The sequence below is a fragment of the Magnetospirillum sulfuroxidans genome, assembly GCF_018224925.1.
GTDB lineage: Bacteria > Pseudomonadota > Alphaproteobacteria > Rhodospirillales > Magnetospirillaceae > Magnetospirillum > Magnetospirillum sulfuroxidans.
This window is the reverse complement of record NZ_JAGTUF010000007.1, coordinates 24,120-45,636: the sequence shown is the minus strand read 5'-3', so window position 1 is coordinate 45,636 and position 21,517 is coordinate 24,120. Positions and strand designations below refer to the sequence as shown.

The window sequence follows — 21,517 nt, the reverse complement described above, 5'->3', positions numbered from 1 at the left end:
CGACCGGATGCCCTTGCCGTACACAATTTTCTAATGGCCCGCTAATGACGTCCCTTGTGGCGCGGCGGCGGTCGGCGCGGCGGCGCCCCGGTCCTGGGGGCGGAGCCTTCCAGTTGAAAGACCATGGACCCGGTCAGCGCATTGGCTTCGTGCAGCACCACCTGAAGCATCTGGCCAAGCTGGAAGGTCTTGCGTGTGCGCTTGCCGACCAGACAATGGTGGACTTCGTCATGGACGTAATAATCCTCGGGCAGGGTGCCGATGGGGATGATGCCGTCGGCGCCGGTATCGCTGAGGGTGACGAACAGGCCGAAGCGGGTGACGCCCGAAACCTTGGCGGCGAAGCTGGCGCCGACCCGGTCGGCCAGGAAGGCGGTGACGTAGCGATCCACCGCCTCGCGTTCGGCCACCGCCGCCCGGCGTTCGGTGATCGAGATATGTTCGCCCCATTCGGGGAATTGCGGCAGACAATCAGGCGGCAGGCCGCCATCACCGAGCTTGAGCCCCGACACCAGGGCGCGGTGCACCAGCAAATCGGCATACCGGCGGATGGGCGAGGTGAAATGAGCGTAACGGGCCAATCCCAGGCCGAAATGGCCGATATTTTCCGGTGAATAGACGGCTTGCGCCTGCGAGCGCAGCATCACTTCGTTGACCAGCACCTCGTGGGCGCTGCCTTTGACTTTTTCCAGGATCTGGTTGAGCTGGGCCGGGCGCAAGGCCTGGCCCTTGGGCAACGACAGATCCAGGGAACGCAGGAATTCCCGCAATCCGTCCAGCTTTTCCAAGCTGGGTTGATCGTGGATGCGGTACATGCACGGCTTGTGCAGGTGTTCCAGCTCCTCGGCGGCGCAGACATTGGCCTGGATCATGAAATCCTCGATCAACCGGTGGCTGTCGAAGCGTTCCCGCACCTTGATGCCCAGCACGCGGCCGTCCTCGGCGATATCGACCTTACGCTCGGGCAGGTCCAGTTCCAGCACGCCCCGACGCTTGCGCGCGTCTTGCAGGGCGGTCCATGCCTGGTAAAGCGGGGCGATCACCGTTTCGGTCAAGGGGGCGGTCAAGGCCTCGGGTTGGCCGTCGCGGGCCTTTTGCACCTGGGCATAGGTCAGCCGGGCAGCCGAACGCATCATGGCGCGCAGGAATTTGTGACGCAGCTTGTTGCCGTCCTTGTCCAGCCAGAAACGGGCGACCAGACAGCCGCGATCTTCGTTCGGGCGCAAGGAACACCAGCCGTTGGACAATTCCTCGGGCAGCATGGGAACGACACGGTCGGGGAAATAGACCGAATTGCCGCGCTTGAACGCTTCCTTGTCCAGGGCGTCGCCGGGACGGACGTACCACGACACGTCGGCGATGGCGACCATGCAATGCCAGCCGCCGGCATTGTTGGGATCGTTGTCGGGTTCGGCCCACACCGCGTCGTCGAAGTCACGGGCGTCCTCGCCGTCGATGGTGACCAGGGGCACGTCGCGCAAATCGACGCGGTGGTCCAAGGCGGCGGCGCCGGCCTGCTTGGCCTGGGTCAGCGCGTCGGCGGGGAATTCGAACGGAATGTCATTGGCGTGAATGGCCACCAACGATACCGATTTGGGCGCGCCCATGCGGCCCAGACGTTCCTTGATGGTGACCTGACGCAGGCCGTACAGGCGGCCGGGCAGCAGATCGCCCAGCACCAGTTCGCCCGATAAGGCCTCGGCGGTTTCGCCTTTGGGAACGATGTAATCAGAGCGTTCCTTGCGCGACGTCGGGTGAATGCGGCCCGAACCGTCGGGCATGATTTCCAAGACCCCCAGGACGCGGGCGCGGGCATCGCCGACGATGCGGATGGGCTTGGCTTCGTAGGCATCGTTGCGGATGCGGCGCAGCTTGGCCAGCACCTTGTCGCCGACGCCCACCGTCAGCTCGCCCTTGCGCCACGGCGCCATATAAACGCGGGGCGGCCGGCCGTCTTGGTCCCAGGCCACCAATCGGGCCAGCAATTCGCCATCGGTGTCGGCGCCGGTGATTTCCACCACCGAGACATCGGGCAGGGCGCCGGGTTGCGCGAAGCGCTTTTTGGCGCCGCGCTGCACGTTGCCTTCGCTTTCCAGCTCCTTGAGGATGGCCTTGAGCATGATCTTGTCGGCGCCGTGCAGATTAAAGGCGCGGGCCAGTTCGCGCTTGCCCACATGGCCGGGCTGCGAGCGGATGAAGTCCAACACCTGTTGTTTCGAGGGGATGGGTTTGATCTTGGGGCGTTTGGGCTGAGTCATGAGCAGACGGTACCCCCGCCGCCGGTTCAGGGCAAGCGAGCGATCACGATCGCCGCCACCGGCAGGGTTGCCGCTGCCGCCAGGGTCGAGGCGGTGATGATCGCCGCCGCCAGCCGGTAATCGCCGCCCAACTGGCGGGCCAGCACATAGGCGTTGGTGGCCACCGGTACGGCGGCATAGACGATGGCGGCGGCCAATTGCACCCCGCGCAGGCCAAACAGCCAGCCCAAGCCGGCCACCGCCGACGGCAAAGCCAGCAGCTTGATGGTCAAGGTGGTGGCGACCACCATGCCGGCCCCGCGAATTGCCCCCAGATCCAGCCCGGCGCCAACGCAAAGCAGCCCCAGGGCCAGTGACGCTTGGGCCATGATCTTCAACATCGGTCCGATCATCGGCGGCAAGCCGATACCGCTGAGGTTCAAGGCCGCGCCCAGCAGACAGGCCAGGATCAGCGGGTTCTTGACGATGGCGGCCAGCGTCGGGCCGAATCCGCGCCGGCCGTCGCCTTGGCCCCATTGGATCAGGGCGGTGACACAGAGCAGATTGACCAGCGGCACCACCAAGGCGGCGGAAACGGCGGCGACGGTTACCCCCGACGGCCCCCACAGGGCGGCGGCGACGGCGAAGGCGATATAGGTGTTGGGCCGCACCGAGCCCTGGATGAGCGAGGTAAAGGCCGGGCCGTCGGTGGCCAGGCGCGGCCAGAACCGCCGCAACGGCAGGGCGATCAGGCCAAGGACGGCAAGGATGGCCAAGCCTTGGGCGGCGGCGATGGCCGCCACCGGCAAGCCGTCAAGCCGGGCTTCGGCCAGATTGGTGATCAGCAAGGCCGGCAGCAGCAGGTAATAGGTCAGCCGCTCGGCTTGTCCCCAAAACGAAATGTCGAGCCAGTGACGGCTGCGCATGCCCCAGCCGAGCATGATCAACAAGAAATTGGGAATGATGGCGGTCAGGATGGTCAGCATGGCCGAAATGAAGGCATGAACGGCCAATCCGGTGCAAGCTGGGAAAAACCGTCAGCCGCCGCTTTCTTCGATCGGCAGCGGATAGGCTCGGCGTGGCGGCACCAGACGGTGCAGCACGATGGCGGCGGCGACCACCAGGACCGCCCCGGTCAGGATGGGAAACAGCAAATAGGACCAGCCGGGATGCAAGGCGGTGACCGCCAGGGCATCGGCTCCGGCCGGCGGATGGGTCAGGCGGGTGGCCGACATCAGGGCGATGGACAGACCGACGGCCAAAGCCATGGCCCACCAGGTCGGCGGCAGGAATTCCGCCACCACCAGGGCCGTCGCCGTCGAAAGCAGATGGCCGCCGATGACATTGGCCGGCTGCGCCATCGGGCTGTCATGGGCGGCGAAGACCAGCACGGCGGTGGCTGCCAGCGGCGCGATCAGCATGGCATTGCCCGCCCACTGAGCCAGCAGGGCGCAAAGCGCGATGGTCGCCACCCCGCCCAAGGCCGCTTTCCACGGAGTGAGGCGGCAGGGGGCGGGTTGGTGTCGGCGGAAGAAACGGCGCAAATGCGGCTCCCCGAAAATATTGTGCATTTCAGATACACAATATTGGGCGGGCAAAGCAACGACGCCGAAGTTTATATCCTTTAGGTCCGGCGGTGTTCTTCCAGTTCGGCCCGCGCCTGGGCCAGGTCGTCGCCCATGGCCCGCACGGTGCCCAGCAGCGACAGCACCAAGGTGGCCAAGCCGTTGGGGGCTTCGTTCATCATGTGGTCGATGCTGGCCTTGGACATGGTCAGGCAGGTGATGTCTTCTTCGGCCACGGCGGCGCCCATGCGGCTGCCGTTATCCAGCAAGGCCAGTTCGCCGAACACTTGGCCGGGCTGGACGACGCCGATGGTGATGCGGCGGCCGGCCACCGTCTTGAAGATGCGGACCTTGCCTTTTTGCAGCATGTAAGCTTCGCGGCCGTTCTCACCTTCCTTGAAGATGACGGCGCCCTTGGCGAAGGTTCTGCGCTCCGGCACGCTCATTGCTGTTCCCCAGACAATCCTCGGTAAATCAAAGAATAAACCGCCATGGCGTTTTGTCCATGGCCTCGATTGCCCGGCTCGGTCGATGGGCGTAGGCTTTGGCTATAAACAAGAAAACCGGGAGGCCGACCATGGCTAAGAAAATCGCGCTGGCGTTGCAGGGCGGGGGGGTGCATGCCGCCTTCACCTGGGGAGTGCTGGATCGTCTGCTGGATCAGGTGGCGGCGGGAAAGATCGAGATTTCCGGCGTATCAGGGGCGTCATCGGGGGCGTTGAACGCCACCGCCTTGGCCTATGGCCTGCGCGAGGGGGCCGAGCTGTCGGGGCCGGCGACGGCGCGGAACAAGCGCATGGCCAAGGCGGCGCAAACCAAGATCGAGGAATTGTGGGCGACCATCGCCCGGGCTGCTTTTTGGGGCGGCAATCCCTTTGTCGCCACCATCGGTCTGTCGCTGGGCTGGAACATCGACGACAGCCCGGCGGCGCGCTGGGCCGACATGACGTCGGTGGGGGTGGCCCCCGCCGACGCCAGTATCGGGACTTATCTGAACAGTGTCTTGCGGGATGTTTTCCCGCATTTGCCGGCCATCTTGGCCACCCCGGTCGCCCAAGTTCCGACCGTGCTGGTGGCGGCCACCGATGTGCAGGAATGCCGCCGTCAAATCTTCGTCGATGGCGCGGTCTCGCCCAATGCGTTGAAGGCATCGGCATGTGTGCCGACGGCGCTGAACAGTGTCGAGATCGACCACCGGCATTACTGGGATGGCGGCTATATGGGCAATCCGCCGCTATCGCCGCTGTTGCAGCGGGTGCGCGGGGCGGAATGCGACGATCTGGTGTTGATCAGCGTCAACCCGTTGCACCGCGAAGGGGTTCCGCGCACGCCGCGGCAGATTGCCGACCGCTTGAACGAAATCACCTTTTCCGCCTCGATGGTGCACGAGGTCAACGCCATCGAGACGGTTAACCGCATGGTTGACGCCGGGTTGGTGGTCAAGGGCCGCGGCCCGCGCCGCATCAATTTCCACCGCATCCATGCGGATGTGGAATTGGCCCGTCTGGGGATCTATTCCAAGGATGCGCCGGCCTGGGATTTTCTTGTCCATTTGCGGGATCTGGGCCGTTCCGCCTTTGATGATTCCTGGGCCGAGATCGAAGCCGCCTTGGGCAAAAAATCATCGTGGGATACCGAATCCATCTGCGATCACATCGTCGCACGGGGTGCGTTGAGGTAGAGTTGTCTTGACTGTATACAGGCAATAAGGGAAGGTGCCGCCCATGTTTGGCGACACCCGCACCCTTTCGGCGTCGGAGCGACTGGACTGGCTGCGGTTGATCCGCAGCGAGAATGTCGGCCCGCGCACCTTTATTCGTCTGCTGGAACGCTATGGCTCCGCCGCCCGCGCTTTGGCGGAATTGCCAGAGCTGGCCAAACGCGGCGGGCGGGCGCGGCCCATCGTCGTCTGCCCCAAGGATGTCGGCTTGCGCGAACTCGATGCCGCGGCAAAGCTGGGCTGCACCGTGCTGGCGGCGTGCGAGCCGGGCTATCCGCGTCTGTTGGCCGCCATCGACGACCCGCCGCCGATTCTTTATGCCCGTGGCAATCCGTCGCTGTTGGGCAAATCCATGATCGCCATGGTTGGCGCCCGCAACGCCTCGATCAATGGTCGCAATCTGACCCGGCGCATGGCCGCTGATCTGGGCCGGTCCGGCTTGGGGGTGGTCTCGGGGCTGGCCCGTGGCATCGACACCGCCGCCCATGAAGGATCCTTGTCCGCGGGGACGGTGGCGGTGGTGGCTGGCGGCGTCGAGGTGGTCTATCCGCCGGAAAACCAGAAGCTTTACGACGACATCGTCGCCATGGGCTGCGTCGTGTCGGAAATGCCGCCGGGAACCCAGCCCCAGGCCAGCCACTTCCCCCGCCGCAACCGCATCGTCTCGGGCATGGCGTTGGCGGTGGTGGTGGTCGAGGCGTCGCTGAAATCGGGTTCGCTGATTACCGCCCGCATGGCCGCCGAACAAGGCCGCGAAGTGTTCGCCGTGCCCGGTCATCCCATGGACCCACGGGCACAGGGGCCCAATGATCTGATCCGCCACGGCGCCACCCTGACCGAAAGCGCCGATGACGTCACCCGTGTCGTTCTTGATCTGCTGCGCCGTCCGCTGGCCGAGGATCGGCACGGTGATTTTGTCGCCCAACCCGAGACGGTGAACGACGAAAAAAGCCTCGCATACGCGCGCGCCTTGGTGCTGGAAAGCCTGGGGCCGATGCCGGTTGCGGTTGACTTGCTGATCCGCGAATGCCAATTGTCTGCTTCCGTGGTGTCCATGGTCCTGCTTGAATTAGAGCTGGCCGGCCGTCTGGAACGTCATCCTGGTCAACAGGTGGCGTTGCTGGTGGCGGGCTGAAGGATCAGGCCGCCGCGTCCCATTCCTCGCACCACTGGGTCCGGATGAAGGTCGTCGTCGTCGAATCTCCCGCCAAAGCCAAGACCATCAACAAGTATCTTGGTTCCGACTTTTTGGTGCTGGCCTCGTATGGCCATATCCGCGATCTTCCGGCCAAGGACGGCTCGGTCCGCCCGGACGAGGGCTTTGCCATGGACTGGGAGGCCGACGCCAAGTCGGAGCGCCAGATCAAGGAAATCGCCCAAGCGGTGAAAAAGGCCGACAAACTGTTCCTGGCCACTGACCCGGATCGCGAAGGGGAAGCCATTTCGTGGCACGTCCAGGCGGTGTTGGAAGCCAAGGGGGTGTTGAAGGGCAAGGAAGTCAAGCGGGTGGTGTTCAACGAGATCACCAAATCCGCCGTCACCGAAGCCATGCGCAATCCCCGCGACGTGCATCAGGATCTGGTTGATGCCTATCTGGCCCGGCGGGCGCTGGATTATCTGGTCGGTTTCACCTTGTCGCCGGTGCTGTGGCGCAAGCTGCCCGGTTCGCGCTCCGCTGGCCGCGTCCAATCGGTGGCGCTGCGCCTGATCTGCGAGCGTGAAACCGAAATCGAGAATTTCAAAAGCCAGGAATACTGGACGCTGGCCGCCGATTTCCTGACGGCCAAGGGGGCGATGATCACCGCCGGCCTGACCCATCTGAATGGGGCCAAGCTGGACAAATTCGCCCTGGCCAACGAAAGTTCGGCCCTGGCGGCCAAGGCGGCGGTCGAGGCGGCCAGCTTTACCGTGGCCGGGGTCGAGCGCAAGAAGACCAAGCGCAATCCCTATGCGCCCTTCACCACCTCGACGTTGCAGCAAGAAGCCAGCCGCAAGCTGCATTTCGGCGCGCAAAAGACCATGCAATTGGCCCAGCGTCTGTACGAAGGTATCGATATCGGCGGCGAGACGGTGGGTTTGATCACCTATATGCGTACCGATGGCGTGCAGATGGCGGCCGAGGCCATCGCCGCCACCCGTGATCTGATCGCCAAGGATTTCGGCCGTGATTACGTGCCCGGCGCCCCGCGTCTGTACAAGACCAAGGCCAAGAATGCCCAAGAGGCGCACGAATGTATCCGTCCCACCGATCTGTTCCGCCGTCCCGACCAACTGGCCCGCACGCTTGATCGCGACCAGTTGCGGCTGTACGAACTGATCTGGAAACGCACGGTCGCCAGCCAGATGGCCGCGGCCGAACTGGATCAGGTGGCGGTTGACATCGCCAGCGCCGACAAGGCCATCGGCTTGCGGGCCACCGGCTCGGTGGTGGTGTTCGAAGGCTTCTTGAAAGTCTACCGCGAGGATCGCGACGACGCCCCGGCGGCGGGCGGCGAAGATGACGAAGCCGAGCGTCTGCTGCCCGACGTCAGCCAAGGCGAGGCCATGGCCCGCCAGGACGTGCGCGCCGATCAGCATTTCACCCAGCCGCCGCCGCGCTTTTCCGAAGCCTCGCTGGTCAAGCGCATGGAAGAATTGGGGATCGGCCGGCCGTCCACCTATGCCTCGATCCTGACGGTGTTGCAGGACCGCAATTACGTCCGTCTGGATGCCCGCCGCTTTATTCCCGAAGATCGCGGCCGTCTGGTCACCGCCTTTTTGGAAAGCTATTTCGGCCGTTACGTCGAATACAATTTCACCGCCGATCTGGAAAACCAGCTCGACGAGGTGTCTGACGGTAAGATTGACTGGAAACGGGTGCTGGAAGATTTCTGGCGTCAATTCAAGGGGGCCGTCGAAGGCACCAAGGAATTGCGGGTTTCGGAAGTGATCGAAAAGTTGGACGCCGAATTGGGCGCCCACTTCTTCCCGTCGGATGGCGAAGGGCACGATCCGCGCCTGTGCCCGGTGTGCAGCGCCGGCCGGTTGTCGTTGAAGCTGGGCAAGTTCGGGGCCTTCATCGGCTGTGCCAATTACCCGGAATGCCGCTATACCCGGCCGCTGGCCATGGCTGGCGAAGGCGGCGAAAATGGCGGCGAGCCTTTGCCCGACGGTCCCAAGGAACTGGGAAATGATCCGGTTTCGGGTGAGCCGGTCTCGTTGCGCAAAGGCCCTTATGGCTGGTATGTGCAACTGGGGGAAGGCGCCAAGCCCAAGCGGGTGTCGCTGTATAAGGGGCTTGAGCCCGGCGCCATCGACCTGGAGATGGGGCTGAAATTACTGGCCCTGCCCCGCGATGTCGGCGAACACCCGGAATCCCGCAAGATGATCAAGGCCGGCGTCGGCCGCTTTGGCCCCTATCTGCTGCATGACGGCGTCTATAAATCCTTGGCCAAGGATGACGACGTCCTGACCATCGGCATGAACCGGGCGGTGGAGCTGTTGTCCCAGGCCAAGGGCAAGGCCGCCGGTCCGCTCAAGACTTTGGGCGACCATGACGGCAAGGCGGTGACCGTGCATGAAGGCCGCTACGGGCCTTACGTATCACGCGATGGCGTGCACGCCACCTTGCCCAAGGGCACCGATCCGTTGACGGTGACGTTGGAACAGGCGTTGCCGTTGATCGCCGCCAAGGCGGCCAAGGCGGCCAAGAAACCGGCCCGCAAGGCGGCGCCGAAGAAAGCGGCGGCGGAAGATGGCGAAAGCGTGGTGAAGAAGAAGCCCGCCGCCAAAAAGCCCGCCGCCAAGAAACCCGCCGCCAAGAAGCCGGCGGCGAAGAAAAAGACCGAGTCCTGATGTTTCGATTTCCTTCAGATGGTTGAGCCACCGTCTGAAGGAAACAATGTCCGCGGGGGAGGGGGATTGCGGTGCGGGGCGGCGGTTACGCTGTCTTCGCCGCGACGAAGGGGCGCGGGGCGCCAAGCGAGCGCAACAGATTTTTGGCCAGCCCGTTCAGCTTTTCCAATTCGCTGAAACGCACTTCGGTTTTGGCATCGTCCAGCCGGTGGGCAATTTCCAGCAATTCGGCCACCGGGCCGGTTAAGACCTCGGACGGGCTGCGCTTCATCCGTCGGATCATGTCCTCGGCCACATGCACCAGTCGGTTGGTGTGTGGCATCAAGGCATTGGAATCCTCGGTCCGGCCGTCACGGATGCAGCCGTGGATGTGATTGGACAGCCAGTCGATCTGCACGGCGTAGCGTTCGATCTTCATGCGGTTCAAGGTCGCCGAGGATTCGGACACCATGCGTTGCAGCCGGGTGCCGTCAACGCCGGTTTCCGCCCGCACCCGCAACGGATTGGGCACTTCCAGCATGGGGGCCGAATGGTTGTCGAATGTGCGTTGCTTGGCGCGGCGATCGGGGCCGGTATAATCGTGGGTGACCACGAACGGCTTTCTGGTGCGAGTGAGTTTCTCGATGCGCAGGATTAACTGGTCGGGCGACAGCGGCATCAGCAACAAATCGTCGCAGCCGGCGTCGATGATGCGCTTGACGTAATCGGGCTCTGGGCGTGACAACAGGGAAATCACCACCGGAAACGGGTTGGCTCCCAGGCGCTGATCGCGCATTTCCTTGACCAGGAAACCGACATCGTTGCCTTCCAGCTCGGTCGAGGCGATCAGCAGGTCAATGGAATCCCGTTCGATCAGGTCGTGCAACTTGATGTAGCTGGCGGTGTCGGAAACAGCCCGAAAACCCATGGCGAAGAGGGCGCCCTTCAGTCCGGTGCGGACTAACGGATTAGGGTCGGCGATGACCAGCCGAATGTTCTCCAACGAGCCCTGCATTCTCTACCCATGTCAATCAACCAGATGCGGTGCCGAGGAAGGGAGGATGACCCCAATCTAAGCCCTCGACCGCCATATGGGTATGATAGGGGCAGAGTGTAAGCAGGTCATCCACCGATTCCGGCTATGCACTATGCCAGACCCGCTTGCGGGGCGGTGCGGCTCGCCATATAGTTCGGCCACCATGACACAACCGCGCTTTCCGCATCGTCATCTCTTGGGTATCCAGGGTCTGGGACCGCAAGAGATCACCACCATCCTGGATCTGGCCGACGGTTACGCGGCGCAGAACCGGTCGATCGACAAACGCCGCAACCTGTTGGGGGGGCGGACGCTGGTCAATTTGTTCTTCGAGAACTCGACCCGGACGCTGACCAGCTTCGAGTTGGCTGGCAAGCGGCTGGGGGCCGACGTCATCAATATGCAGACCTCGGCGTCGTCGGTGGCCAAGGGCGAAAGCCTGATCGATACGGCGATGACGCTCAACGCCATGCATCTGGACGTGCTGGTGGTCCGTCACGCCGAATCGGGGGCGGCCGAGCTGCTGTCGGAAAAGGTCAATTGCGCCGTCATCAATGCCGGCGACGGCGCGCACGAACATCCGACCCAGGCGTTGCTGGACGCCCTGACCATCCGCCGCCGCAAGGGCACCATCGCCGGCCTGACCGTGGCCATTTGCGGCGATGTCCTGCATTCGCGGGTGGCGCGTTCCAATATCCATCTGCTCAATACCATGGGGGCGCGGGTGCGGCTGGTCGGTCCGCGCACGCTGATCCCGTCGCAGGTCGATCGCATGGGGGTCGAGGTGTTCCACGACATGCGCGCCGGCATTAAAGACGTCGATGTGGTGATGATGCTGCGTATCCAGAACGAACGGATGAAAGGCAGCTTCATTCCCTCGATTCCTGAATATTTCCGCTTTTTCGGCCTTGATTATGAAAAACTGGCCCTGGCCAAGCCCGACGCGGTGATCATGCATCCGGGGCCGATGAATCGCGGCGTCGAGATCGATTCGGACGTTGCCGACGACGTCGAACGGTCGTTGATCCGCGAACAGGTGGAAATGGGGGTGGCGGTGCGCATGGCCTGCCTGGACCTGTTGACCCGTCATCTTCCCAACGCGGTGGTACTGTAAATGGCAAAGCCGATCCCATCCGGGCTGGTCGCCTATGTGAATGCGCGTCTGCTTGATCCGGCCACCGGTTTGGATGCCAAGGGCGCGGTGCTGGTCAACGGCGAAAGCATCGCCGATGTCGGCCCCGGTCTGTTCCAGGGCGGCGTGCCCTCGGGCATCGAAGTGGTTGATTGCGCCGGCCTGTGTCTCGCCCCCGGTCTGGTCGACATGCGGGTGCAGGTGCGCGAACCGGGCGAGGAACATAAGGAAACGCTGAAATCAGCGGGCGAGGCGGCGGTGGCCGGCGGCATCACCTCCATGGTCTGCCTGCCCAACACCGATCCGATCATGGATGAAGTGGCGACGGTGGAATTCGTCGCCCGTCGTGCCCGCAAGAACGGCTTGGCCAAGGTCTATCCCTATGCCGCCGCCACCAAGAAATTGGAAGGGCGCGAGCTGTCGGAAATGGGCTTCTTGCAAGAAGCCGGCGCTCTTGCCTTTACCGACGGCATCAAGGCCATCGCCGATAGCCAGATCATGCGCCGCGCCTTGTCCTATGCCGCCACCTTCGGCGCCCTGATCGTCCAGCATGCCGAAGATCCGGCGCTGGCCGGGTCGGGGGTGATGAATGCCGGCGAGCGGGCCACCCGCATGGGGTTGTCGGGCATCCCGCCCGAGGCCGAGGTGATCATGCTGGAACGCGACATGCGGCTGGTGGCGATGACTGGCGGGCGTTATCACGCCGCCCATGTCTCCACCGCCGAGGGCATCGAGGTTATTCGCAAGGCCAAGGCCAAGGGGCTGGCGGTCACCTGTGATACGGCGCCGCCCTATTTCGCCCTTAACGAATTGGAAGTGCACAATTACCGCACCTTCGCCAAGCTGTCGCCGCCGCTGCGGGCCGAATCCGACCGGCTGGCGGTGATCGCCGGATTGCACGATGGCACCATCGACGCCATCGCCTCGGATCATGCTCCCCAGGATGAAGACGCCAAGCGTCAGACCTTTGCCGCTGCCGAATTTGGCGGTATCGGTCTGGAAACCTTGTTGGCCGCCACCTTGTCGCTGGTTCACGGCGATTCGCTTAAGCTGCTGGACGCCTTGCGCTTGCTGACCTGTAGTCCCGCCGACGTGTTGGGCCTGAGCGCGGGGCGCTTGAAGATGGGGGCGGCGGCCGATCTGGTGGTGTTCGACCCTGATCGGGGATGGCTGGTCGATCCGACCAAGTTCAAGAGCAAGTCGAAGAACTCGCCCTTTGACGGACGACCCATGCAAGGCGTGGTTCTGCGCACCGTGGTTGACGGCCGGACGGTGCATTGTGTTTGACCTGATCGGCGCGGCAATCGGCGGTTATCTGCTTGGCTCGATCCCGTTCGGGCTGGTGCTGACCCGGGCCGCCGGGCTGGGCGATATTCGCGCCATCGGTTCGGGGAATATCGGCGCGACCAATGTGCTGCGCACTGGGCGCAAGGGGCTGGCCCTGGCAACCTTGCTGCTGGATGGCGGAAAAGGGGCCATCGCCGCCTTGCTGGCCCTGTTTGTGCTGGGGCCGCAGGCCATGCTGGTCGCCGCCTTTGCCGCCGTGCTGGGGCATAATTTCCCGGTTTGGTTGAGCTTCAAGGGCGGCAAGGGCGTGGCCACCACGTTGGGAACCTTGATGGCGTGCTCGTGGCCGGCGGGCGTGGCCTGCTGCGTTACCTGGCTGGCGATCGCTGGATTGTTCCGCATTTCTTCGCTGGCCGCTTTGGTCGCCCTGGCCGCCTCACCGCTTTACGCCTGGTACTTCGCCGGTCCGGAAACGGCGGCCATGGCCGCCGGTTTGGCGCTGTTGGGCATTTTTCGCCACAAGGCCAACATCCTTCGCTTGGTTCGCGGCGAGGAGCCGCGGATCGGCAACAAAAAAAGCTGATGTCTCTTGGCTGAGGCACCCTGAAAGGGGAGGGCAGCGAAAGATGCGTGATTGTCTCCATCAATAAAGGGATTCACATGCCTATCGAGCCGAGATGCGATACTGGAAATGTGCTGCGTCCTCCCTTTGATTTCAGTCAATGCCTGATCATCGGGGTCGGCGGGTTCGAGCAGCAGCTGACGCAGATGCTGGGGGCGCACGGCATTCAGGTATTGGCATACATCGCCTCGGTCGGCGATTGGAACTTCATTGTCGCCGATGGCTCCGGGCGCTCGCTCGAGGAATTGGCGGCTTCGGGGATCGCCAAATCCACGCCTGTTATTTTGGGAAAAGACGCTGAGACAATGGGGGTGCCGTGGCCTTTCCTCAAGACCGCCATGGCGCAGCAGGGGGTTCAAAACTTTATTTTCTTCGAGGATTTGGTTTTTCCGCGCGGCAAATTGATGGATCAACGGATTCCGGAGATAAATGAGTTTCTCGATGATGTCCGTTTCTGGCTGGTCGAACAACGGGGCTTTTCCCCGGATTTAGTCGACGTGGCGGTTGATTTCGCCTTGGCTCAGGCAAAATCTTTGGAAATCTGCTGTCTTGGTTTCGGGCCGTCTGATTTCAGCATGCTGCATTGGTCCGTTTCTGTTTTTGCGGCGATCTTACTGCACCTCAACCCTGGGCCTGTAATCGAGATCGGGACTTATGCCGGGGGGCTGACATGTCCCTTGGGGACGGCGGCGAAGGCTTTGGGGCAATCGCTGACATCATTCGAGATTGGTGGATCCTTTCTGGCGCATTCACAGATACCGACAACAGATATCCTTGGAGATCTTCGTGCCAATGTCGCCGCCTATGGTTTGCAGGATTGTGTGTCCATTATTCCAATGAAAGTGGAAGATGGGGGGAGTGATACTCTTTCTTTTCCTAAAGCCTCGGTTCGGATGCTGGTAATTGATGCCGACGGAGATGTTCTTGCGAAGCTGAAAGCAGTAAAAGATTATTTGGCGCCTGACTGTATTTTAATTGTTGATGATTTCTTGATGACGGGGCCGGCACGGGGGCGAAAAAGCCCCAGGACACGAGCTCATATGTATCGGCTTATTTCTGCCGGATTGGTGGAAGAAATCGATGTCCTTGGCTGGGCAACCTGGTTTGGCCGGATCATCAACCCGGAAAAGATCGGACCGGCGCTTTCTGATGACGGAGTGACCGCGCGGATTTGATCTCGCCCCAGGTCAGCAGCGGCGCCCCGGCGATGGTCACCGCCGCCGCCACCAGCAAGGCTGGCATCCAGCCGCCGCTTTCCGCCAGTTTCGCCGCCACCACCGGACCGATGATCTGGCCGATGCTGAAAAACACCGTCAGCACCCCCATGGTGCGGGCCGGGTGGGCGGGGGTGATGGCGCGGCCGAAGGCCACGGCCATGCCGGCGATGCCGAGAAAGGTTCCGCCATAGAGCACGGCGGCGGCGAACACGGCCAAGGGATGGCCGAACAAGGCCAGCAGCGCGGTGCCCAGCGCCATCAAGATATGCGCCGCCGCCAAGGCCGGGGCGTATCCCTTGTGCTCGGCGACCCAGCCCCAGGCGGCGGCCGAGGGAATGGCGGCGACGCCGACCAGCACCCAGGACAGATTGGCCCATTCCCCCAGGCCGGGGGTTGATTTCACCACCACCACCAAGAAGGTGCCGGTGATGATATAGCCGAAGCCGGCGCAGAAATAAGCCGCCGCCAGCAGCGGAAGCGGAAAGGGGATCGCCGTGCTTGGCGGACGTGGGGTGAAATCGGCGGGTTTGGGGGCGCGCAACGAACGCAGGCACAAATACGAGGTGGCCGACAAGACGGCGCAAATGATTCCGGCCGCCCACCATGCGCCGGAATCGGTGGTGCGGCCGCCGATCCAGGCGATGGCCGAGCCCGAGGCGAAAATTCCCAGGCCGACGCCGCCGAAATGCAGGCCGGATAACTTGGCCCGTCCCATTTCGGCCAGACGCGGCACCACCAAGGCTGAACCAAGGACAAAAACCAGGGCCGAGCCGATGCCGGCGATCAGACGGATCAGGTTCCAGATCATTTGGTCCCCGGTCAGGGCCATGGCGGCCAGCGACACTGCCACCAACGCCAGACCGAAATTGAGCAGACGGTGACGTTGATTTTCACTGCTGGCCCAACTGGCCCAAACGGCGCCGATCAGATAGCCCAGATTATTGGAAGCGGCCAGCCAGCCGGCGCTTTCGGTGTCGATGCCCATCAGCGGCAGGATCGGGGTATAGGCAAAGCGTCCCAAACCCAGCGAGACGGCACAGGCGCAAAAGCCGCCGATCAGAATTCGCACCAAGGACATTTCCGTCTCCCCTCCGCTTTCCCCAAGCGTGGCGTCGGCCTTGCTTCATTACCAGCGAATAATTATGCTCGAACCATTCGTATAAGGAGAATGCAGCCATGGATAGCGCCGCCCTTCGCATTTTCCGCGCCGTTGCCCGCTCGGGCTCGGTGGTGGCCGCGGCCGAGTTGGTGCATTCGGTGCCCTCCAACATTTCCGCCCGCATCCGCAAGCTTGAAGATGAAATCGGCACCGGATTGTTCGTGCGCGAGCCGCGCGGCATGCGCCTGACCCCGGCCGGGGCGGTGCTGTTGGATTACGCCGAACGCATCTTGGCCTTGGCCGACGAAGCCAAGGCGGCGGTGGACGAGATCGTCGGAGAAGGCGGAATCTTGCGCCTTGGCTCGATGGAAAGCACGGCGGCGGTGCGCTTGCCGCCGATCCTGGCTGGCTTTGCCGCCGCCCACCCCAAGGTGCGGCTTTCGCTATCGACCGGGACCAGCGAAAGCGTGGTGCAGGCGATCCTTGATCGCCATGCCGATCTGGCCTTTGTCGGCGGGCCGGTGCGTCATGATCGCATCCTCGGCGAAGCGGTCTTCGTCGAGGAATTGGTGTTGGCGGTGCCGGTGGGGATCGCCTCGGTCGAGCAGGCCAATACCCACTCCATGCTGGTCTTTCGTTCGGGCTGCGCCTATCGGGCGCGGACCGAGAACTGGTTGCGCCGCCGGGGCGAGCCGCCGCGCCATGTGATGGAATTCGGCACCTTGGATGGCTTGCTCGGCTGTGTTGCCGCCGGCATGGGGGTGACCTTGCTGCCCCGCACGGTGGTCGAACGGCCGCATCTGGCCGGGCAAATCGCCGCCCTGGCCATCGCCGACAGCCGGGTCGAGACTTGGCTTATTCGTCATCGCGACAGCGTCCCCAGCCGGGCCATGGGCGATTTCACCGCCTTTTTAAAGCCCGATCTCGCCCAGGCGGCCTGAGCCGCTTGTTTTTTGCGTATCTCCCTTCTGGCAATAGGGTCTGGTCCCTGTGCGTAAGAGGGGTACTATGATCGGATCAGCGAAGGCATAAAACATGCGCGACCCCAATGCCCCCCCGATCCGTTTGTTGCTGGTGGAAGACAATCCCGGTGACGCTCGTCTGGTTCGGGCCTTGTTGGCGGAAACCGGGGGGTTTGAACTTAGCTATGCCGAGACCATGGCGGACGCCAAGACATGGTTGATCGACAATGACGCCGACGTCGTGCTGTTGGACCTGTCCTTGCCTGACAGCCATGGTTTGGAAACCATCGACGCCATGCGCAAATTGGCGCCCTTGCTTCCGATCGTCGTCTTCACCGGTTTGGCCGATGAAGATGTCGGTGTCGCCGCCGTCAAGCGTGGCTGCCAGGATTATCTGGTCAAGGGTGTCGGCGATGGCCATTTGATTTCGCGGACGGTGTTGTACGCCATCGAGCGGAAAACGCTGGAAATCGAACGGCTGCAATCGGCCGACCGCATGAAAAAGGTGCTGTTGCAGACGGTTCGCGCCGTGTCGCTGACCTTGGAAATCCGCGACCCCTATACCGCCGGCCATCAACGCCGGGTGGCGCAGCTGGCGGTGGCCATCGGTCGGCAGATGGGCTGGTCCGAGCATACGCTGGAAGGTTTGCAGACCGGCGCCCTGATCCATGATCTGGGCAAGATCAGCGTGCCGTCGGATTTTCTGAGCCGCCCCGGCAAATTGTCTGATGCCGCTTTTGGCGTGGTGCGCTCGCACGCGGCGGTGGGGGCGGAAATTGTCGACGGCATCGATTTTCCCTGGCCGGTGGCGACCATGATCCGCCAGCATCATGAACGGTTGGACGGTTCGGGTTATCCCTTGGGCCTGACCGCCGAATCCATCATCCCCGAAGCCCGCATTCTGGCGGTGGCCGATGTGGTCGAGGCGATCAGCAGTCATCGCCCCTATCGCCCCGCTTTGGGCATGGATGCCGCCCTGGCCGAAATCCACGATCATTGCGCCACCCGCTATGACCCCGAGGTGGTGCAGGCTTGCGAAACCGTTATCAGATCCCAAGGCGAAGCGGTGTTCGGCGAAGTTGGGCTGGGGTTTTGATTAAAAAATAACCACGAAAATACGAAGCCTATTTTTTGTGCTGAACTGTCAAACGCTCTGCCCCGCCTGCTGTCATAGTGATGACCTCATCACCACGGCCAGGGATTGGGCGGATGGCGGGTTATGCGGTCACTTTGGGCGGAGAACGCCACATTTTCGCCGATCTGGCGACGCTGTTGGCCTGTGCCTCGCCGCGCCGTTCCGGTGACGAACTGGCCGGTCTGGCGGCCGACAGCGAATTGCGCCGGGTGGCGGCCCGCATGGCCTTGGCCGATCTGCCGCTGCGAACCTTTCTGACCGAAGCCTTGGTTCCTTATGAAGACGACGAAATCACCCGTCTGATCATCGACGGTCACGATGCGGCGGCCTTTGATCCGGTCGCGCATATGACCGTGGGCCAATTGCGCGATTGGCTGCTGTCCTACGAAGCCGATACTGCCGCCCTGGCGGCGCTTGCCCCCGGCCTGATGCCGGAAATGGTGGCGGCGGTGTCCAAGCTGATGCGCAATGCCGATCTGGTGGCGGTGGCGGCCAAGATCCAGGTGGTCACCGCCTTTCGCTCGACCATCGGCTTGCCGGGGCGGTTGTCGTCGCGCTTGCAGCCCAATCATCCGACCGACGATCCATTGGGCATCGCCGCCTCGACCTTGGACGGATTGCTGTTCGGCGTCGGGGACGCCGTCATCGGCATCAATCCGGCCACCGACAACGTCGAGGCCTGTTGCACGCTGCTGCGCATGCTGGACGAGGTGCGCGGCCGCTTCGACATTCCCAGCCAATCGTGCGTGCTGACCCATGTCAGCAATTCCATCGCCGCCGTGGAAAAAGGGGCGCCGCTCGATCTGGTGTTTCAAAGCGTCGCCGGCACCGAGGCCGCCAATAAAGGTTTCGGCATTGATTTGGCCATCCTGGCCGAGGCCGAACAGGCGGCGCTGTCGTTGCGGCGCGGCACGGTGGGCGACAACGTCATGTATTTCGAAACCGGCCAAGGCGCGGCGCTGTCGGCCGACGCCCATCACGGCATCGACCAGCAGACGGTGGAGGTGCGCGCTTACGCCGTGGCCCGCGCCTTCCGGCCGCTTTTGGTCAACACCGTGGTCGGCTTTATCGGCCCCGAATATCTGTTCGACGCCAAACAGATTATCCGTGCCGGCTTGGAGGATCATTTTTGCGGCAAGCTGTTGGGTCTGCCCATGGGGGTGGACGTTTGCTACACCAATCACGCCGAGGCCGATCAGGACGACATGGACGTCCTGATGCTGCTGTTGGGCAATGCCGGCGTCAACTTTCTCATCGGCGTGCCCGGCGCTGACGACGTCATGCTGAATTACCAAAGCCTGTCCTATCACGACGTGGTCGGCCTGCGGCACCTGCTCGGGCGCAAGCCGGCGCCGGAATTCGAAGCCTGGCTGATGCGCATGGGGCTGGCCGACGCCAGTGGCAAGGTGCCGCCGTTGGGCGGCGATGCCGCCCCCTTGCGGCGGCTGCTGGCCAAGGGGGGGGCGTGAACATGGCCGACGATATCGTCTCGCTTGATCCTTTCGCCCGCTTCCGCGCCGCCACCCGCGCCCGGATCGGCCTTGGCCGTTCTGGCGATTCCCTGCCGACGGCGGCATTGCTGGATTTCCAGCTCTCTCACGCCAAGGCGCGCGATGCCGTTCACGGCGCCGTCGATTGGGACGCGCTGGAACAACAGATGCCGCGGCCGGCGATTCGGGTCAAAAGCGCCGTTCCCGATCGTTCCACCTATCTGCGCCGGCCCGATCTTGGCCGCCGGCTTGACCCCGCCAGCGCGTCGGGGCTGGTCAAGGGCGCGTGGGATGTGGTGCTGATCGTCGGTGACGGTCTGTCGGCGGCGGCGGTACAAAATTGGGCGGTTCAGGTGGTGTGGGCGGTGCACATGCGGCTGAGCGGCCTGTCCATCGCCCCGCTGGTGCTGGCCGAACAGGCCCGTGTCGCGTTGTCCGATCCCATCGGCGCGGCCTTGGGCGCCAAGCTGGCGGTGATGCTGATCGGTGAACGCCCCGGCCTGTCGGTGGCCGATTCTCTGGGCATTTACATGACCTATGGGCCAAGGAGCGGCCGGCGTGACGCTGACCGCAATTGTCTGTCCAACATTCACGCCCACGGTCTGTCGCCGGCTGCCGCCGCCGACAAGCTGGTGTGGCTGATCACTCAATCCCTGCGCCGGGGACTTTCCGGCGTTGGGCTGAAAGAGGAAACCCCAAGTCTTCAGCCCGGCCAGGGTTCAACGCCCGGCCAGATCTCCATTTCTTCGGATTGAGACAGGAGCGACATTCCATGTCCGAAAACACGAAACCAGAACTCAAACGTAGCCTGTCCGGCCTGCACCTGTGGGGCATTGCCGTCGGCTTGGTGATCTCGGGCGAATATTTCGGCTGGTCGTTCGGCTGGGCCGCCGCCGGAACTCTGGGCTTTTTGGTGACGACGGTGTTGATCGCCGCCATGTACACCACCTTCATTTTCAGCTTCACCGAACTGACCACCGCCATTCCCCATGCCGGCGGTCCGTTCGCTTATTCCTATCGGGCCTTTGGTCCCATGGGCGGCTTCGTCGCCGGCTTCGCCACCTTGATCGAATTCGTCTTCGCTCCGCCGGCCATCGCCTTGGCCATCGGCGCCTATCTGAACGTGCAGTTTCCTGGGCTTGACCCGAAACTGGCCGCCGTCGGCGCCTATGTGGTGTTCATGGGGTTGAATATCGCCGGCGTGACCATCGCCGCCACCTTTGAATTGTTCATCACCGTCTTGGCCATCATCGAGCTGGTCATTTTCATGGGCGTGGTCGAGCCCGGCTTTAGCTGGGCCAATTTCGCCGCCAAGGGCTGGAGCGGCGAGGAAAGCTTCACCATCGGTTCGTTCTCCGGCATTTTCGCCGCCATTCCCTTCGCCATCTGGTTCTTTTTGGCCATCGAAGGCGCCGCCATGGCGGCCGAAGAAACCAAGAACCCGACCAAGACGGTGCCCAAGGCCTATATTGCCGGCATCCTGACCCTGGTGGTTCTGGCGTTTGGCACGATGATTTTCGCCGGCGGCGTCGGCGACTGGAACGCGCTTTCCAACATCAATGATCCGCTGCCCCAGGCGATGAAGGCGGTGGTCGGCGAATCCTCGGGCTGGCTGCACATGTTGGTGTGGATCGGTCTGTTTGGTCTGATCGCTTCGTTCCATGGCATCATCATGGGCTATTCGCGCCAGATTTTCGCCCTGTCGCGGGCCGGCTTCCTGCCGCCGACCTTCGCCAAGGTCAATCCTAAGACCAAGACCCCGGTGGCCGCCATCCTGGCCGGTGGCGTCGTCGGCATCGCCGCCATCTTCTCCGATAGCTTGATCGAAATCGGCGGCGCGTCGTTGACCGCGAACATCGTCACCATGTCGGTGTTCGGCGCCATCGTCATGTACATCATGTCCATGGCCGCCTTGTTCAAGCTGCGGGCCAGCGAGCCGGCCTTGGACCGTCCGTTCAAGGCGCCGTTCTTTCCGGTGTTCCCGGCCATCGCCCTGGGCATGGCGGTGGTTGCCCTGGTGACGATGATTTACTTCAACCAGTTGGTGTTCGGGTTGTTTGTCGTCTTGTTCGCGGTGGCCTTCTTGTTCTATCGCTTCACCGCCGGCTTGCGCGAAAACGCCGAGGCCGACGATCTGCTGGAATTGGCCCAGGTCGAGGCCCGCTCCATGGCCGATTAAGGTCGGTTGACGTGATTTCCCCC

At 63.0% G+C, this 21,517-nt stretch carries 18 protein-coding genes; 12 read left to right on the top strand and 6 right to left on the bottom strand.

From position 1 onward, the window contains the following. Positions 1-41 precede the first annotated feature (41 nt). The 4 genes from rnr to KEC16_RS09405 form a co-directional block, all read right to left on the bottom strand. Positions 42-2,258: a ribonuclease R gene (rnr, locus tag KEC16_RS09420; protein ID WP_211548189.1), complete on the bottom strand. Its 2,217-nt coding sequence runs from the start codon at positions 2,256-2,258 to the stop codon at positions 42-44. 26 nt (positions 2,259-2,284) lie between these two features. Further along, positions 2,285-3,250, bottom strand: coding sequence for an AEC family transporter (locus KEC16_RS09415; RefSeq protein ID WP_249209026.1), 966 nt, complete (start codon positions 3,248-3,250; stop codon positions 2,285-2,287). Between the two features lie 24 nt (positions 3,251-3,274). Further along, complete coding sequence (locus tag KEC16_RS09410; protein WP_249209024.1) at positions 3,275-3,781, bottom strand: HPP family protein; 507 nt, start codon at positions 3,779-3,781, stop codon at positions 3,275-3,277. A gap of 80 nt (positions 3,782-3,861) precedes the next feature. Continuing rightward, entirely contained in the window at positions 3,862-4,248 is a 387-nt protein-coding gene (locus KEC16_RS09405; protein ID WP_211548185.1) for a Crp/Fnr family transcriptional regulator, read from the bottom strand. A gap of 131 nt (positions 4,249-4,379) precedes the next feature. On the opposite strand from KEC16_RS09405, the gene KEC16_RS09400 reads away from it, so the two are divergent. The 3 genes from KEC16_RS09400 to topA are packed head-to-tail and all read left to right on the top strand — an operon-like array spanning position 4,380 to position 9,356. Beyond that, positions 4,380-5,483, top strand: a complete 1,104-nt coding sequence (locus KEC16_RS09400) for a patatin-like phospholipase family protein (protein WP_211548183.1) — start codon at positions 4,380-4,382, stop codon at positions 5,481-5,483. Between the two features lie 43 nt (positions 5,484-5,526). Further along, a complete protein-coding gene (dprA, locus tag KEC16_RS09395; protein ID WP_211548181.1) occupies positions 5,527-6,657 on the top strand; it encodes a DNA-processing protein DprA in 1,131 nt (376 codons plus the stop codon). Positions 6,658-6,701: 44 nt separating this feature from the next. Next, positions 6,702-9,356: a type I DNA topoisomerase gene (gene topA, locus KEC16_RS09390; RefSeq protein WP_211548179.1), complete on the top strand. Its 2,655-nt coding sequence runs from the start codon at positions 6,702-6,704 to the stop codon at positions 9,354-9,356. Positions 9,357-9,441: 85 nt separating this feature from the next. Here topA and KEC16_RS09385 read toward each other — a convergent pair whose 3' ends face one another. Next, on the bottom strand, positions 9,442-10,350 hold the full coding sequence (locus KEC16_RS09385) for a response regulator transcription factor (RefSeq protein WP_211548176.1): 909 nt from the start codon (positions 10,348-10,350) through the stop codon (positions 9,442-9,444). A gap of 184 nt (positions 10,351-10,534) precedes the next feature. Between KEC16_RS09385 and KEC16_RS09380 the strand changes: the two genes are divergently transcribed. The 4 genes from KEC16_RS09380 to KEC16_RS20110 are packed head-to-tail and all read left to right on the top strand — an operon-like array spanning position 10,535 to position 14,587. After that, positions 10,535-11,485, top strand: a complete 951-nt coding sequence (locus tag KEC16_RS09380) for an aspartate carbamoyltransferase catalytic subunit (protein WP_211548175.1) — start codon at positions 10,535-10,537, stop codon at positions 11,483-11,485. Further along, on the top strand, positions 11,486-12,790 hold the full coding sequence (gene pyrC / locus KEC16_RS09375) for a dihydroorotase (protein ID WP_211548173.1): 1,305 nt from the start codon (positions 11,486-11,488) through the stop codon (positions 12,788-12,790). Then, positions 12,783-13,373: a glycerol-3-phosphate 1-O-acyltransferase PlsY gene (plsY, locus tag KEC16_RS09370; RefSeq protein ID WP_211548171.1), complete on the top strand. Its 591-nt coding sequence runs from the start codon at positions 12,783-12,785 to the stop codon at positions 13,371-13,373. Before pyrC ends, plsY begins: the two co-directional genes overlap by 8 nt. Before the next feature lie 47 nt (positions 13,374-13,420). Continuing rightward, positions 13,421-14,587: a class I SAM-dependent methyltransferase gene (locus KEC16_RS20110; RefSeq protein ID WP_211548169.1), complete on the top strand. Its 1,167-nt coding sequence runs from the start codon at positions 13,421-13,423 to the stop codon at positions 14,585-14,587. Here KEC16_RS20110 and KEC16_RS09360 read toward each other — a convergent pair. Then, on the bottom strand, positions 14,529-15,707 hold the full coding sequence (locus KEC16_RS09360; protein ID WP_211548167.1) for a YbfB/YjiJ family MFS transporter: 1,179 nt from the start codon (positions 15,705-15,707) through the stop codon (positions 14,529-14,531). The two genes, KEC16_RS20110 and KEC16_RS09360, sit on opposite strands and share 59 nt — an antisense overlap. Before the next feature lie 98 nt (positions 15,708-15,805). Here KEC16_RS09360 and KEC16_RS09355 point away from each other — a divergent pair, with 98 nt between their 5' ends. From KEC16_RS09355 to eat, 5 genes are all read left to right on the top strand, one after another. Continuing rightward, entirely contained in the window at positions 15,806-16,669 is an 864-nt protein-coding gene (locus KEC16_RS09355) for a LysR family transcriptional regulator (RefSeq protein ID WP_211548165.1), read from the top strand. Positions 16,670-16,763: 94 nt separating this feature from the next. Beyond that, positions 16,764-17,786 (top strand): HD domain-containing phosphohydrolase, encoded by a 1,023-nt coding sequence (locus tag KEC16_RS09350; protein WP_211548163.1) that lies wholly within the window; start codon positions 16,764-16,766, stop codon positions 17,784-17,786. Between the two features lie 113 nt (positions 17,787-17,899). Next, positions 17,900-19,294 (top strand): ethanolamine ammonia-lyase subunit EutB, encoded by a 1,395-nt coding sequence (locus KEC16_RS09345; RefSeq protein WP_211548160.1) that lies wholly within the window; start codon positions 17,900-17,902, stop codon positions 19,292-19,294. 2 nt (positions 19,295-19,296) lie between these two features. Continuing rightward, positions 19,297-20,070, top strand: coding sequence for an ethanolamine ammonia-lyase subunit EutC (gene eutC / locus KEC16_RS09340; RefSeq protein ID WP_211548158.1), 774 nt, complete (start codon positions 19,297-19,299; stop codon positions 20,068-20,070). 17 nt (positions 20,071-20,087) lie between these two features. Further along, the gene (gene eat, locus KEC16_RS09335; RefSeq protein ID WP_211548156.1) at positions 20,088-21,494 is read left to right on the top strand and encodes an ethanolamine permease; all 1,407 of its coding nucleotides are present in this window, start codon (positions 20,088-20,090) and stop codon (positions 21,492-21,494) included. Positions 21,495-21,517: the final 23 nt, after the last annotated feature.